General features: G+C 53.8%; 11 protein-coding genes. 10 read left to right on the top strand and 1 reads right to left on the bottom strand.

Annotated elements, in window-relative coordinates:
- Positions 1–18: 18 nt before the first annotated feature.
- From glf to ACFE7X_RS10080, 10 genes are all read left to right on the top strand, one after another.
- A complete protein-coding gene (glf, locus tag ACFE7X_RS10125) occupies positions 19–1,209 on the top strand; it encodes a UDP-galactopyranose mutase (protein ID WP_375435565.1) in 1,191 nt (396 codons plus the stop codon).
- A gap of 304 nt (positions 1,210–1,513) precedes the next feature.
- Positions 1,514–2,827, top strand: coding sequence for a family 1 glycosylhydrolase (locus ACFE7X_RS10120; protein ID WP_375435564.1), 1,314 nt, complete (start codon positions 1,514–1,516; stop codon positions 2,825–2,827).
- Between the two features lie 4 nt (positions 2,828–2,831).
- On the top strand, positions 2,832–3,764 hold the full coding sequence (locus ACFE7X_RS10115) for an SDR family oxidoreductase (protein WP_375435563.1): 933 nt from the start codon (positions 2,832–2,834) through the stop codon (positions 3,762–3,764).
- Between the two features lie 272 nt (positions 3,765–4,036).
- On the top strand, positions 4,037–7,441 hold the full coding sequence (gene secA / locus ACFE7X_RS10110; RefSeq protein WP_375435562.1) for a preprotein translocase subunit SecA: 3,405 nt from the start codon (positions 4,037–4,039) through the stop codon (positions 7,439–7,441).
- Positions 7,442–7,602: 161 nt separating this feature from the next.
- Positions 7,603–8,271, top strand: a complete 669-nt coding sequence (gene deoC, locus ACFE7X_RS10105; protein WP_375435561.1) for a deoxyribose-phosphate aldolase — start codon at positions 7,603–7,605, stop codon at positions 8,269–8,271.
- Positions 8,249–8,806, top strand: a complete 558-nt coding sequence (locus ACFE7X_RS10100; RefSeq protein WP_375435560.1) for a sporulation protein — start codon at positions 8,249–8,251, stop codon at positions 8,804–8,806. The genes deoC and ACFE7X_RS10100 overlap by 23 nt, the downstream gene beginning before the upstream one ends.
- A 117-nt stretch (positions 8,807–8,923) precedes the next feature.
- Positions 8,924–10,114, top strand: coding sequence for a M20 family metallopeptidase (locus ACFE7X_RS10095; RefSeq protein WP_375435559.1), 1,191 nt, complete (start codon positions 8,924–8,926; stop codon positions 10,112–10,114).
- Between the two features lie 39 nt (positions 10,115–10,153).
- Entirely contained in the window at positions 10,154–10,972 is an 819-nt protein-coding gene (locus tag ACFE7X_RS10090; protein WP_375435558.1) for a hypothetical protein, read from the top strand.
- Positions 10,973–11,201: 229 nt separating this feature from the next.
- Positions 11,202–11,645, top strand: coding sequence for an Hsp20/alpha crystallin family protein (locus tag ACFE7X_RS10085; protein ID WP_375435557.1), 444 nt, complete (start codon positions 11,202–11,204; stop codon positions 11,643–11,645).
- Positions 11,646–11,935: 290 nt separating this feature from the next.
- Positions 11,936–13,444, top strand: coding sequence for a Do family serine endopeptidase (locus tag ACFE7X_RS10080; RefSeq protein WP_375435556.1), 1,509 nt, complete (start codon positions 11,936–11,938; stop codon positions 13,442–13,444).
- Positions 13,445–13,535: 91 nt separating this feature from the next.
- Here ACFE7X_RS10080 and ACFE7X_RS10075 read toward each other — a convergent pair whose 3' ends face one another.
- Complete coding sequence (locus ACFE7X_RS10075; RefSeq protein ID WP_375435555.1) at positions 13,536–13,961, bottom strand: hypothetical protein; 426 nt, start codon at positions 13,959–13,961, stop codon at positions 13,536–13,538.
- Between the last annotated feature and the right edge of the window lie 137 nt (positions 13,962–14,098).

The following is a 14,098-nucleotide window of genomic DNA, read 5'->3' as shown; positions in this document are numbered from 1 at the left end:
CCAAAACACTCTTAGCTTATGTTCGATTATCTAATAGTAGGGGCCGGTTTTGCCGGCAGTGTGCTGGCCGAGCGCCTGGCAACCCGTTCGAATAAAAAAGTCCTCGTCGTAGACAAGCGCAGTCATATTGCCGGCAACGCCTACGATCATTACAACGAAGAGGGCATCTTAGTCCACAAATACGGACCTCACATTTTCCACACCAACTCGAAAGACGTATTCGAGTACCTATCCAATTTCACTGATTGGCGCCCGTATGAGCACCGCGTATTAGCTTCCGTTGACGGCCAGCTAGTGCCGATGCCTATCAACCTCGATACCATCAACAAGCTCTATGGCCTCTCGCTCAACAGCTTCGAGGTAGAGCAGTTCCTAGAGTCGTTGGCCGAGGAAATTCCCGTTATCAAGACGTCGGAAGACGTGGTAGTAAGCAAAGTAGGCCGCGAATTGTACGAGAAGTTTTTCCGCAATTATACCCGCAAGCAGTGGGGCCTTGACCCTTCGGAGCTAGATAAGTCGGTGACTTCGCGCGTGCCTACCCGCACCAACCGCGACAGCCGCTACTTCACCGATACGTATCAGGCCATGCCTTTGCACGGCTACACCCGCATGTTCGAGAAGATGTTGGATCATCCCAACATCAAGATCATGCTCAACACCGACTACCACGACATCATCGACTTCATTCCGTTCAAGGAAATGATTTTCACGGGTCCGGTAGACGAGTATTTCGACTTCAAGTACGGCAAGCTGCCGTACCGCTCGCTGGAGTTCAAGCACGAGACGCTGAACCAAGAAAACTACTTGGAGGCTCCTGTCGTGAACTATCCCAACGACAATCTCTACACCCGCATCACTGAGTTCAAGGCGCTTACTGGTCAGAAGCACCCCAAAACGGCCATTGTGTACGAGTATCCGAAAGCCGAAGGTGACCCGTACTATCCCGTACCGCAGCCCGAAAACGCCGAGCTCTACAACCAGTATAAGAAGCTGGCCGATAACACGCCAAACGTCCACTTTGTGGGCCGCCTGGCTACCTACCGCTACTACAACATGGACCAAGTAGTGGCGCAGGCCCTGACGCTGTACAAGAAACTAACGGAGAAGAGCGAAGAAGCCGTGAAAGCGGCTACCAAACCTGCCATTACCGGTTCTGCTTCCATCATCGATAAGCTTGTACCGCGCGACCCGGCCAAAGGCAAGCCGTAAGCTAGAGTGGTCTGAAGCGTTTCGCAAGGCATTTGTTTGTCTTGGGCTCGCCACTTCGAGCATTCAACCAGGGGCCTTCTGAGGGTTTCATTCGGAAACCTATAAGGTCTTCTGGCCACATAAATAACTCTCCATGAAAGCTGACGATTTCAGTCGGTTAGCAAGCCTGTCATCTGGTTTCCAGGTAAGACCGTGTACGGTCTTACCTGGAAACCAGATGACAGGCTTGCTTTAGGGCCAGGCAACCTCATCACTTCAAGCAGAGCGAAGTGCCCGGCTTAGTTGACACCAAACAAGCGAAACTATGCCCGATAACAAGGTTGAAATGTGGGGTGGCGTAGAATGTACCATCCGCCGGATCGGCAACGAGTACACGGATCAGCTCGTCAGTAGCGGGCACCGTTACCGTCTCGAAGACCTCGATTTATTTGCCGACCTCGGTATCAAGAAACTGCGCTACCCCGTGTTGTGGGAACAAGTAGCTCCCCATAGTCTCGACGAACCCGATTGGACTTGGACCGACGAGCGCCTGAACCGGCTGCGAGAACTAGGCATTGACCCTATTGTAACGCTGCTGCACCACGGCAGCGGTCCGCATTACACGGCACTCCACCACCATGATTTTGTGCCGGGCCTAGCCCGTTTTGCTGGCATGGTAGCCGAGCGTTACCCTTGGATCAACCACTACACGCCCGTAAATGAGCCTCTTACTACCGCTCGCTTCAGTGGTTTGTACGGCATTTGGTATCCGCACGGGCTCGACGATCAAACGTTCGTGCGAATCCAGCTTAACCACATCAAGGGCGTGAAGGCAGCTATGCTGGCTATTCGGCAAGTGAATCCGCAAGCACAGTTGGTTCAGACGGAAGATCTGGGCAAAACCCAATGCACCCCTGGGCTGACCTATCAAGCCGAATTCGATAACAACCGACGCTGGCTGACTTTTGATTTGTTGTGCGGCCGTATCAATGAGCATCATCCGATGTGGGAGTACCTGCGCAGCAATGGGGCCACCGTGGAGGAACTACTGGAACTGGTTGATCAGCCATTGCCTCCCGATGTGTTAGGCATCAACTACTACATCACCAGTGAGCGGTTTCTGGACGAGAACCACCAGTTTTTCCCAGGTCACCATCGGATCAGCAGCCACGAGCGGCCCGATTATGTGGATGTAGAAGCAGTGCGCGTCCGGGCTGTAGAGCTAACAGGCTTACACGACCTGCTTTTGGAAGCCTGGCAGCGCTATCAACTTCCCTTGGCCGTAACCGAAGTGCACCTCAACTGTACGCGCGAAGAGCAGATGCGCTGGCTACAGCAAGCCTGGAATGCCGCCAATCAGATAAAAGAAGAAGGTATTGATATACGGGCCATTACGGTGTGGTCGTTGCTGGGCGCTTATGATTGGAGCTCTCTACTCACCCAACACGGAGCCCATTACGAGAGCGGTGTTTTTGATATGTCGAGTGGGTATCCCCGTCTTACTGCGCTCTATAAAATGGTGCGCAGCTTGGCACGAGAAGGCCATTATGATCATCCATTGCTGCAATCTAAAGGGTGGTGGGAGCGAGAAGAGCGTTTTCATTTCCACCATCATTGTCCTACCCACCAGACCACCTAAAGCCATGCAAATACTTCCTCCCAATGAGTTGTCAGCGAATCTTTTGCAGCCTGTTCCCCAGCCGCTGCTGATTACAGGTGCTACCGGCACGCTCGGCAAAGCTTTTCAGCGCATATGTTTCACTCGGGGCATTGAAACCGTAATTTTGAACCGCGCTGAGCTTGATATCACCGACGTGCTTTCGGTTGAGAAAGCCCTCGCCAAACACAATCCGTGGGCCGTAGTAAATGCGGCCGGCTACGTGCGGGTAGATGAGGCCGAGAAAGACTTCTTGCGGTGTTACCGCGAAAACGCCACGGGCCCCGCTATTCTGGCCGCTGCCTGTGCCGCTCGCAGCATCCAGTTGCTCACCTTCTCCTCCGACCTCGTATTCGATGGCAACAAGTCGTCGGCGTACGTGGAAAGCGACCAGCCCCGCCCCCTGAATGTGTATGGCAACAGCAAGCGCCTCGCCGAGCGCGACGTGCTACTGCAACAGCCCAACGCCTTGGTGGTGCGAACCAGCGCCTTCTTCAGTTCGTGGGACGAGCACAACTTCGTGTATGCCGCCTTGCGTGCTGGCCAGCACAAGCAAGCTTTCCAAGCTGCCGACGACGTGCTTATCTCGCCCACCTACCTACCCGACTTAGTCAACGTGTCCCTGGACTTACTCATCGACGAAGAGAAAGGCGTGTGGCACCTAGCCAATCAGGGCGCCTACACGTGGGCCGAACTAGCGCGTCTTGCTGCCGACATGGCAGGTATCGATCAGTCGTTTGTGTTGCCGTGCTCGATGCAAGCCTTGGGGCTGCCGGCCGCCCGGCCTTCCTACAGCGTATTAGGAAGCAAGCAAGGCAACCTGCTTCCTGCTGCCGAAGACCGCCTGCACGAGTGCGTCAGCCAAATGATGAACAAACTGAACCAAGAGTCTGAGGAGCTGATTGCCTTGGCTTCGTAGCAGTTGCTGCTAGTTTTGCGCCCTCGATTAGGTGCGAGACGTTGCTTACTACTCTTCTGGGTGAACAACTGAAATTCATCTTTCAGCACTTAGAATCCCATCCAAAAACCTGACAACCTTTCTTTCGTGGAAACCCCGCACTCTTTTTGAGGTAGCGGGGTTTCGTCGTTTTCAGGACTAGCGTGATGCATAAGCAGTATTGCTCCGGGAGTTTCCCGAAAAACGACGTAAATTTGAGGTACGCCCTCGCGTTTCAGCTTAAATAAACTAGCATGTTTGATTTTTTAGGGAAAACCGTCGCCAAAATTTTCGGTACTAAATCGGACCGGGACTTGAAGGAGATTATCCCCTACGTGGCGCTTATAAATGCCGAATATGCCAAACTGGCACAACTATCTGACGACCAGCTGCGCGAGCGTACCAACGAGGTGCGTGCTCGTATTGATGAGCGTTTGAAAGGCATCGACGATCAGATAGCTGCGCTGCACGCTCGGGTCAACGAGGATACAACCCTCGATATCGGACAGAAGGAACAACTCTTCGATCAGATTGATGAGTTGGAAAAACAGCGCAACAAAGACTTGGAGCTGGTGCTCTTGGAGGTGCTGCCCGATGCGTTTGCTATTGTGAAAGAAACCGCGCGGCGCTACAAGGAAAACGGCCAACTCGTAGTTGCCGCCACCGATTACGACCGGGACTATGCCTCGCGCAAGAAGAACGTCCTCATCCAGGGTGACCAAGCCATTTGGTTGAACAAGTGGGTGGCCGGCGGTGCCGAAATCACTTGGGACATGGTGCACTACGACGTGCAGCTGATTGGTGGGGTGGTGCTGCACCAAGGCAAGATTGCCGAAATGGCTACCGGCGAAGGCAAGACGCTGGTTTCGACTCTGCCGGCTTTCCTCAATGCGCTTTCCAAGCGTGGTGTGCACCTGGTAACCGTCAACGACTACCTTGCTAAGCGCGACTCGGAGTGGAATGCGCCCCTGTTCGAGTTCCACGGCATCACCGTGGACTGCATCGACAAGCACCAGCCCAACACCGATGCCCGACGCAAGGCCTACGCTGCTGATATTACTTACGGCACCAACAACGAATTCGGCTTCGACTACCTGCGCGACAACATGGCGCGCGACCCGCAAGAGTTGGTGCAGCGCAAGCACCACTTTGCTATGGTCGACGAAGTGGACTCCGTACTGATTGACGATGCTCGGACCCCGCTCATCATCTCCGGCCCCGTACCGCGTGGTGATGTGCACGAGTTCTACCAGCTCAAGCCCCGCATTCAAATGCTGGTAGATGCGCAGAAGAAACTAGTGCAGCAGTATCTGGTGGAGGCCCGCAAAGGCATCAAGGAAGGCAAAGAAGGCACCAAGGAAGGCGAGCCTGGCTTGGCCTTGTTCCGCGCCTACCGTGGTCTGCCCAAGAGCAAGCCGCTGATTAAGTTCTTGTCGGAAACCGGGGTGCGGGCCGTGCTGCAAAAGGTGGAGAACTTCTACCTGCAAGACAATGCGCGCCAGATGCCGCAGGCCGATGCGCCGCTCTACTTCACCATTGATGAGAAGCATAACCAGATCGAGCTAACCGAAAAAGGCATCGACCTGATTACAGCGCAGGGCGAAGATCCGCACCTGTTTATAATGCCCGATATCGGGATGGAAATTGCGGCGCTCGAAAACAACAAAACGCTCACCAACGAAGACAGGCTGCACCAGAAGGAGCAGCTCATGCAGGACTACCAGGAAAAGAGCGAGCGGGTGCACACCGTGAACCAGCTGCTGAAAGCCTACACCCTGTTCGAGCGCGACGATCAGTACATCCTGACCGACGACGGCAAGGTGAAGATTGTGGACGAGCAGACCGGCCGCGTTATGGAAGGCCGCCGCTACTCCGACGGTTTGCACCAGGCCATCGAGGCCAAGGAAAATGTGCGCGTAGAAGACGCCACGCAGACCTACGCCACCGTGACCTTGCAGAACTATTTCCGCATGTACCACAAGTTGGGCGGCATGACGGGCACGGCCGAAACCGAAGCCGGCGAGTTCTGGAGCATCTACAAGCTCGACGTGGTGGTGATACCCACCAACCGCGGCATCGACCGCAAAGACGAGCATGACAAGGTGTACAAGACTGTGCGCGAAAAGTACAACGCCGTAGCCGAGGAAATTCAGACCTTGGTGCAGGCCAACCGTCCCGTACTCGTCGGTACCACCTCGGTGGAAATATCCGAGTTGGTAAGCCGTATGCTGAAACTGCGCGGTATTCCGCACCAAGTGTTGAACGCCAAGCAAAACCAGCGCGAAGCCGAGATTGTAGCCGGCGCGGGGCAACCCGGCACCGTTACCATTGCCACCAACATGGCCGGCCGTGGTACGGATATTAAGTTAAGAGGCATTGCCAAGGAATCAGGCGGACTGGCTATCATCGGCACGGAGCGCCACGAGTCGCGCCGTGTCGACCGCCAGTTGCGCGGGCGGGCCGGCCGTCAGGGCGACCCAGGTTCTTCGCAATTCTTCGTGAGCTTAGAAGATAACTTGATGCGCCTCTTTGGCTCCGACCGGATTGCTAAGCTCATGGACCGTATGGGTCTGGAGGAAGGCGAAGTGATTCAGCACTCCATGATTACGTCGAGCATCGAGCGGGCGCAGAAGAAAGTAGAGGAAAACAATTTCGGCCAGCGTAAGCGTCTGCTTGAGTACGACGACGTAATGAACGCACAGCGCGAAGTAGTGTACAAGCGCCGCCGCAACGCCTTGTTCGGCGAACGTCTGGAACTCGATATCTGGAACATGATTTACGACGTAGCCGAAGACGTGGTAACCAGCCACAAGATTTCCGGCGACTACGAAGACTTCAAACTGGCCATTCTGCGCATTTACGGCTACGACACCTACATCACCGAGCAGGAGATGAAAGGCTTGGCTGCTGGTCCGCTCACGCAGAAGCTCTATGATGAGGCGCTCGGTTACTACCACAGCAAGAACGACCACATTGCCAGCAACGCCATGCCACTCGTCAACGACTTACTGGCGCAGAATGCCCCGTTCGAAAACGTAGCCGTGCCGTTCACCGATGGCCGCAAGCAGGTTTCGGCCGTAGCCAACCTACGCCGCGCCCAAGCCACGAGTGGACACGAAATCATTCGGAGCATGGAGAAAGCCGTGGTGCTATCGACCATCGACACTGCCTGGACGCATCATCTGCGCCAGATGGACGACCTTAAGCAGGTGGTGCAAAACGCCGTGTACGAGCAGAAAGACCCACTGTTGGTGTACAAATTCGAATCGTTCGAGCTGTTCAAGGGCATGATTGGCAAAGTGAACGAGGAAACGCTGGCCTTCCTGTTCCGTGCCGACGTACCGGTGCAAGCTGGTGCTGAGGGTACCAACGACCCCGAATTCTATATCGAAGACGAACTGCCTACGCCGGCTCCTATGCCTAAGCTGAAAGCCGAAAAGGAGGTGTCGTCGGTATCGTTGGGCGCCGGTCCTGAAGATATTGATCATGAGGCCGCCGTTGCGGAAAAGCAGCAGCCAGTACGGGCTCAGAAAGTTGCTAATCGCAACGAGAAAGTGAGCGTGCAATACATGGACGGCCGCATTCTGCGCGATGTTAAATACAAAACGGTTGAAGACGACGTGCTCAACAACCGGTGCGTATTGGTAGATATAGCCTAGAAACTCGGCTAAATAATTGCTTCAAGCGGGAGCCGGTGAAAGTCGCCGGCTCCCGTTTTATGTTATATACAGTCTGATAACCTGCTTAAGTACGTACATAAGTTGAACTGCCGCGACCTAAAACTCACGGCTAAATCCCTCGTTACATTACCTTTAGTGATATGAATATTGCTCCTCACATCGACCACACGTTGCTTCGGCCTGATGCCACCCCCGAGCAGATCAGCCAACTTTGCGCTGAGGCCGCGGAATACCACTTTGCCAGTGTGTGCGTACCGCCGTGCTACGTACGGCACGCAACCGAGCAACTGCGTGGCTCCGGAGTAGCCGTTTGTACGGTAGTGGGGTTTCCGCTAGGGTATCAACTGGCCAAGGTGAAATTTTTTGAAGCCCACCAAGCCCTGACAGAAGGTGCCATTGAGTTGGACATGGTTATCAACATTGGCGCGCTAAAGGCCGGCCACCTAGAAGAAGTGGAAGAAGAAATTGGGCAACTAGCCGAGTTGTGCCACCTGCGCGGAGCGTTGCTGAAAGTGATTATTGAAACGGCTCTGCTCACCGAAGACGAAATCGTACTGGCCTGTGAACTGTGTGAGGAAGCCGGCGCTGACTTCGTCAAGACTTCCACCGGATTTGCTAGTCGGGGCGCTTCGGTGGATGACGTTATGCTGATGCGTCAGTCATTACCCGCCAGTATTCGTATCAAGGCCGCTGGCGGAATCCGGACCCGCACGGCTGCATTGGCTTTGCTGGCCGCTGGCGCCGACCGAATTGGCTCGTCTAATAGCCTAGTTTTGCTTCACGAAGATGATACTACCATTACTGCGTAACGTGTTGTTGCTTTCCACATTGTTTGCCCTTGGTGCCTGCGCTACCACAGCCCCGGCGGCTAGCAGCACCACAACTTCCGCTGATACTACCAAGGCCCGTACTCCCCAAACAACCCAGGCGGCTCCTGCTGAGGATTTAAGCCGGTATCGGCCTGCTTTTCCCGCCCCTAAGGAGCCTATTGCCCCGGCAGCTAGGCCTGTGATAGCACCTGCCAACCATGTAAACGCGCAAATCGAACAGCGTCTGCGCGACCAGGCTTACACCAACCAGAATGTGAAGTATGCTCAAGGCTTCCGCATTTTGGCCTACGTAGGCTTGGAACGCGAAACGGCTATGGCCGTCCGCCGAGCCATCATCAGCCGCTACCCCGACGAAACAGATTATCTGACTTTCAAGCAGCCTGTGTACCGCTTACACGTCGGCGACTACCTGACGCGCTTGGAGGCCGAGCAAGCTATGTCGCGCATTCGCCCGCTGGCCCCAAAAGCCGAGTTGGAATCGGTACAAGTGCTCTTGAATAAGACGGCTTATTAAGGAAATGGCTACTCTCAGTTGGCAAACTGATGGCGCGGGCTCTTGCGACCAGCCGGGTTAACTTATCTTGCGGCCTCATCCAACTTACTCACCAACCAAGACTTGGTGTTACTAGCTATGCAACACCTGCTTTCTCGCATCAAAGCCCTGGCAACTGAAACGGCCGCCGACACGGTAGCATTGCGCCAGCACTTACACGCCAATCCGGAACTCTCGTTTCAGGAGTTTAATACCATGGCTTTCGTTACGGCCGAGTTAACCAAGATAGGGCTCGCGCCCCAGCCAATTGCTACTACCGGAGTTGTGGCGCTCATCGAAGGACGCAACCCGAGTATTCGCACAGTTGCCTTACGCGCCGACATGGATGCCTTACCCATCACGGAGCAGAACAACGTGCCCTACAAATCCACCAAGCCGGGGGTAATGCACGCCTGCGGTCACGATGTACATACTTCGTCGCTACTCGGCACGGCTCGCATTCTGACGCAGCTACGCAACGAGTTTGAGGGCACTGTGAAGCTGATGTTTCAGCCGGGCGAAGAACTGTTGCCGGGGGGAGCATCTTTGATGATCAAAGAAGGCGTCCTTGAGAATCCTAAGCCTGCTAGCGTGCTTGGTCAGCATGTCTTTCCAATGCTGCCTGCGGGACAGATAGGCATTCGGCCGGGCCGCTACATGGCCAGCACCGACGAACTGTACCTGACCGTTCGCGGCAAAGGCGGCCACGGCGCCATGCCCGAGATGAACCTGGACCCAGTGCTGGTAGCCGCGCACCTCATTGTGGCCGCCCAGCAAATTGTGAGTCGCCGGGCCAGTCCGAAGATGCCTTCCGTGCTTTCCTTTGGAAAGGTTATCGCCAACGGCGCTACCAACGTTATTCCCAATGAAGTTTACATAGAAGGTACCTTCCGCACTCTAAACGAGGACTGGCGCAACGAGGCCCACGAACATCTGCGTCGTCTCTGCGAGGGCTTGGCTGATTCGATGGGGGCAACCTGCGAGTTGGAAATCCGGCGGGGCTACCCGTACCTGGAGAACGAGCCGCAACTAACCGCCCGCGTCCGTGCCGCCGCCGAACAATACCTAGGGGCCGAAAACGTAATTGAGCTCGATCAGTGGTTGGCCGCCGAAGACTTTGCCTACTTCTCGCAAGCCGCGGACGCCTGCTTCTACCGCCTCGGCACTCGTGCCATTGATGGTCGCTTTGCTTCTTCTGTGCACACGCCTACCTTCGACGTCGAGCCTAAATCCTTGGAAACGGGGCCCGGCCTTATGGCTTGGCTTACGTTGCAGGAACTAGCCAGCTAATAGCTTTTCGCGCTGTTTATCGTCCTTAATCTATTTGCAGTGCATTATATATCTAGGTTCCTGTGGGTTGCTGGTGGAGTACTTTTGGCTAGTGCTGCTACCGCGCAACGCCGCGGGGTAAATGACTTGTTGCTGGTGCCGGAGGCGCAAGTAGAACTAGCTCTCAAAGGGGCCGATTATGTGCTGGCAGGGTTCAACCTAATAGCATCGCCCGATGGAGGTGCCACGTTTGCTGGTGGTCAGTTGCGGTTGGGCTACGAACACTTCTGGAGCCAGCAATGGAGTGCCGGCGCTACATTTCGTGTGCTAGGTGGCAGCAATTATAGCTACGGCGACATTTTAGGCTTGGAAGGAAACATCACGCCTGGCTTGCTCGTGCGGCACAGCGGCAAAATTGGAGCCTTTAACTTCGGGCAGCGCCTCGGGTTGGAATACGCCACTACGTTCGACGTATTGGGTAGTAGCAACGAAGATCGTGCCCTCACCCGACTGCGCCTTGATATGGACCGAATGTTTCCGTTGGGCGCGAAGCTGGCTCTGCGGCCCCGGCTTGCCTACGAAGCCGTGACGTATCTGCGGCTACAGCGCGACGAAAACCAACCCAAAGAGCGGGTTATCGACTTCGGTAATTTGCGGGCTGAAGTAGGCGTGCGGGTTTCGCCTCATTTTGACTTCACGCCCTGGGTAGCTTCGCAAACCAGCTACGTTAATTCTTTACCGCAGTACGATGCCAATGGCCAGCAAATCAGAGGTGGCCAAACCAATCTTCTAACGCCCACACTTGGGTTGGACCTACGCTTGACACTGTTTAGCAGTAGTGCAGAAAAGGACCGCTTTCAGTTGCCAACGCAACATTAGATTCTATTTGTGTCATTATGGCATGAGAAGATAGAAGCAATTTTGTCGCTTGGTAGGCTTGTATAGAAGATTGCAGGTAACTAAGCTGAATATAATTTGTAACAAATATTAACTCATTAAGACAAAATGTCTTAATGAGTTTGCCATAAGACTTCTGGTACAGATTTTATAGAAAGAGAGTGTACCCGCAAGGGAAAACATTAACTCTGACTTTAACAGTATCAACACCATGGCAACTCTGCTGTATAATAACCGTCCGGCTCTTCGTTCTACACGTGCTTTCAACTCACTGCTGAATGATATGCTGCGCGACACCTTGCCAGCCGCTACGGAGCCCGCTAAATCTTTTGTGCCTGCCGCCGACGTGCTGGAAGCACAACAAGGTTTCGAACTGCACCTAGCACTGCCCGGCGTAGTGAAAGAAGACGTGAAAATTGATTTTCACGAAGGCCACCTGATTATCAGCGGTGAGCGCAAAACCTCTATAGAGGAAGAGAATGCGCCTAAGTTCCGCCGCATTGAAACCGGTTTTGGTAGCTTCTCCCGCAGCTTCCGCCTCCCAGAAACCGTTGATGTAACCGCTATTGATGCCCAACTCACCGATGGTATCTTACGCGTAACATTACCGTTTGACAGCAAAAAAGTAACGAAGCACCACATCGAAGTCCGCTAAGCGTGCTAAAAGTTAAAAAAAAGGCATCCGGACGGGTGCCTTTTTACTTGCTTCGCGTGTTGTACATACAGTTCCTATTCACTTATTGAGCTGTAGTTGTTTTGAAAAGTGTTGGACAACAACTGCAAGCTCGAAATAGGCAACCAAAAACTCTTCTCTTGGTGCAACCCGATACCAGTTGGTGCGCATCTTTCGTTAACAGCAGAATAGACAAGCAGTTTCATTTGCTTTTCAGGCTGGATTTGTAAATTAGAGTCTCTTCTTTTCCTTCTTCAACTATTATATTACCCATGCAAGCAAAACAAATGATGCTCGGTCTGCTCGGTTCTGCTATCCTTGGCGGCGGTGTCGCAGTGGGTGGGTACAAGCTGCTGGAGCCAGAGCGTGCCATTACGCCCCAATCCGTAGCGGCCGACCCTAACGTTCGGTATACGAGTGAACTACGCAGCAGCAATTACGTGGTACCCGAAGGTCTTAACTTCACAGCAGCAGCAGCATCTGTGACGCCAGCGGTAGTGCACGTAACAACAGAGTACGCTCCGAAGCCTAGCCAAAACGGTAGCGCGCAGATGGACCCCTTCCTGCGACAGTTCTTCGGCGATGATTTCGAGCAATATCATGGCCGTGGCCAAGGGCAAGGTGTACAGCAGGGTTCCGGCTCGGGCGTTATCATTGCGGCCAATGGCTATATCGTTACAAACAACCACGTAATCGACAAGGCTGACAAGATTACGGTCGTCATGGATGACAAGCGTAAATTTGACGCCGAGCTAGTAGGCACTGACCCAACCACTGACTTGGCTCTGCTCAAGGTGAAAGCCGATAACCTGCCTTTCATTCGCTACGGCAACTCCGACCAAGTGAAAGTAGGTGAGTGGGTGCTGGCTGTAGGTAACCCGTTCAACCTCAACTCCACTGTTACGGCAGGTATTATTTCGGCCAAAGGCCGGAATATCAGTATCTTGCGCGACCAGAAAGGCATGGGCATCGAGTCGTTCTTGCAGACTGATGCGGTGGTAAACCCTGGTAACTCCGGCGGTGCCCTCGTAAACCTGAACGGTGACTTAATTGGAATTAACTCGGCTATTGCCTCTCAAACGGGTTCGTTTGTGGGCTACTCGTTTGCTGTGCCTAGCTCTATCGTGAGCAAGGTGATCGACGACTTGCTGAAATATAAAGTGGTACAGCGCGCGCTATTGGGTGTGAGCATTCAGGAAGTTGACGCTACGTTGGCCTCCGAGAAAAAGCTTTCCACCCTCAATGGTGTCTATGTTCAGTCCTTGACGGAAGGCAGTTCGGCGTCTGAGGCAGGCATTAAGCCTGGTGACATCATCACCGAAATCAATGGTACTAAAGTTAATACCTCGTCGCAACTACAGGAGCAGGTAGCCCGCTTCCGGCCTGGCGACAAGATCAAGGTGACTTACTTGCGTGGCAGTGATGCCCGGACGGCTACTGCCACCCTGCGCAATGCAACTGGTACTACCGACATTATTCGCGAGGAGGTTAGCGCGGCCATCAAATACGAAGGTGCCACGTTAGTGCCCGTAAGCAAGCAGGAAATGAACAAGCTCGGCTTGGATGGCGGCGCCAAAATCAGCGGCATCGGCAAATCTAATTTCCGTGAAACTGGTATTGCCGACGGTTTTATTATCACTCGCATCGACAAGAACCGGGTAACGAAACCCCAGGATGTAGAGAAATTTCTTGAAGCAGCTAAGAGCAGCGAAGGCGCCCTTGTGGAAGGGGTGTATCCCGACGGCCGTAAGGCATATTACCCCATCGGGCAGGCCGAGTAACCTTCAGACATTAAAACACAAAAAAGCTTCTGCTACACAGCAGAAGCTTTTTTGTGTTTATTAAGCAGTATAATAAGTAAGGGCGGCACGTTTAAAGCTTGGAGCGAAGCCATTCCATGGCCGAGCCTTCGTCGCCGAACAGGCGCATGAAATAAGGCCGCTCAGGAGCCAAACCGTACGTAAGGTATTGCATCTGCACTGGGTCGCCAGCATAAACGGCCATGCGCGCTGGGGAACACAGTACGCTGATGTGCAACACTTTAGGCGCTAAGCGACTGGCTGCTTGCGGGTAGAAAAGAGTGGTAGTCCAACGACCTAATTCCAGGCTGATACGTTCCCGTCGACGAACGTCGAGCAGCCAGTGTGCCGCGTTGTGTTCCTGAGCGGCAGCCAGCACTGCGGTGAAGTCGGCTTGCAATTGAAGCAAGGCCGCATCATCGGGCCAGCGTACCACCAGAATATTCAGATCTGGGCGATACTGGATGGTGCAACTCACGGGCGACATTACAGCGTGCATATGAATGTTGAACTTAGTAGAGAGATAAGAGTGAAGCGTAGTATAGAACAAAGGGCGACTCAATAATTAGCAGTCGAGCTGCTATAATAAGCTTAGCACGAAGTTATTACCTTTACTTAGCAAGACGCTTATCCCTC

This window comes from uncultured Hymenobacter sp. (genome assembly GCF_964242765.1).
In the GTDB taxonomy this organism is placed as follows: Bacteria; Bacteroidota; Bacteroidia; order Cytophagales; family Hymenobacteraceae; genus Hymenobacter.
Note: the sequence above shows the minus strand (reverse complement) of the source record. Positions and strands in the feature narration are given on the sequence as shown.

Excerpts from the sequence above, each read along its gene's own strand:
- glf (WP_375435565.1), top strand. The coding sequence starts at position 19 with ATGTTCGATTATCTAATAGTAGGGGCCGGTTTTGCCGGCAGTGTGCTG.
- ACFE7X_RS10120 (WP_375435564.1), top strand. The coding sequence starts at position 1,514 with ATGCCCGATAACAAGGTTGAAATGTGGGGTGGCGTAGAATGTACCATC.
- ACFE7X_RS10115 (WP_375435563.1), top strand. The coding sequence starts at position 2,832 with ATGCAAATACTTCCTCCCAATGAGTTGTCAGCGAATCTTTTGCAGCCT.
- secA (WP_375435562.1), top strand. The coding sequence starts at position 4,037 with ATGTTTGATTTTTTAGGGAAAACCGTCGCCAAAATTTTCGGTACTAAA.
- deoC (WP_375435561.1), top strand. The coding sequence starts at position 7,603 with ATGAATATTGCTCCTCACATCGACCACACGTTGCTTCGGCCTGATGCC.
- ACFE7X_RS10100 (WP_375435560.1), top strand. The coding sequence starts at position 8,249 with ATGATACTACCATTACTGCGTAACGTGTTGTTGCTTTCCACATTGTTT.
- ACFE7X_RS10095 (WP_375435559.1), top strand. The coding sequence starts at position 8,924 with ATGCAACACCTGCTTTCTCGCATCAAAGCCCTGGCAACTGAAACGGCC.
- ACFE7X_RS10085 (WP_375435557.1), top strand. The coding sequence starts at position 11,202 with ATGGCAACTCTGCTGTATAATAACCGTCCGGCTCTTCGTTCTACACGT.
- ACFE7X_RS10080 (WP_375435556.1), top strand. The coding sequence starts at position 11,936 with ATGCAAGCAAAACAAATGATGCTCGGTCTGCTCGGTTCTGCTATCCTT.
- ACFE7X_RS10075 (WP_375435555.1), bottom strand. The coding sequence starts at position 13,961 with ATGCACGCTGTAATGTCGCCCGTGAGTTGCACCATCCAGTATCGCCCA.